Annotated in this window: 2 protein-coding genes; both read right to left on the reverse strand. The window is 43.4% G+C overall.

What is annotated here, in order from left to right:
* A partial coding sequence (locus tag ACTHS3_RS15830; protein WP_440368485.1) for an RNA repair transcriptional activator RtcR family protein occupies positions 1–553 on the reverse strand: 553 nt, incomplete at its 3' end.
* Between the two features lie 98 nt (positions 554–651).
* Positions 652–860 (reverse strand): hypothetical protein (locus ACTHS3_RS15835; RefSeq protein WP_440368486.1); only part of this gene is annotated, 209 nt, incomplete at its 5' end.

The following is an 860-nucleotide window of genomic DNA, read 5'->3' on the forward strand; positions in this document are numbered from 1 at the left end:
CTGCGTCATCGCGTACGGCGGCAAGGCGTTCGGCCAGTACGTCGTAACGATCCAAGTCCAAATCGATGATTTCATAACTGCCGACATTGCCGTCCTCCATACTGCGTCTTTGGTTTTTGGGAGGGGCGGTTTGTAAAAGTACTCCGGGAATTTGACACGATTCCACCAATAAAAACAGGCAGATTTGGGCAACGTGTGTACCTGTCGTGATGTGGGTGAGATAGGTTTCCTCTTCTGTATCAAATGGATAGCTTGCTGCCCAATCGTGCAGCTTGGTATAAACCTCGGAGAAGTCCCACGGGTTTGCCAGCTCCATAGGCACGAGATTGACGACTGTGTGGGGCGACACCCGCTGAATATCGGCTTTTACATGATCCGCCAGTTCGCGGTATTTTTCCGCATAAAATAGCTCCATGCGGTCAAGATGAAAATCCTGACGCTGATTCATGGCGACATTCGGCCGCCACTTCTGCCAACGCCCTTGACCGAAACCGCTGTCCAACACCGTGCCGAGAAAGCTGACGGCGACTTGTTTTTTAGGGTTGGTATTCATGTTTCAGACGGCCTTTAAATTATTTTTTCTAAGACAAATTTGCCGTTTACTTAACCGCAGGCGTTTGTCCAAATCATCGAATCGCATCATATATCCTTTTATATTTTATTTTCTATATAACTATCTATAAATATATTTTTTAGTATTCTACGCTTCTTGCTAATAAAAGCCACTTTAAAATATATTTTCTTTATATTCAATAAATTAAAAATTATATTTATAAAAATTCCATTCTTGGCACGCTGTTGGCTATGTTGTGAATGTAACGATACAGCAGATGCTTCGGGAAATACAGTTACCGGAGAAA

The organism is Neisseria sp. P0009.S007, from assembly GCF_051962515.1.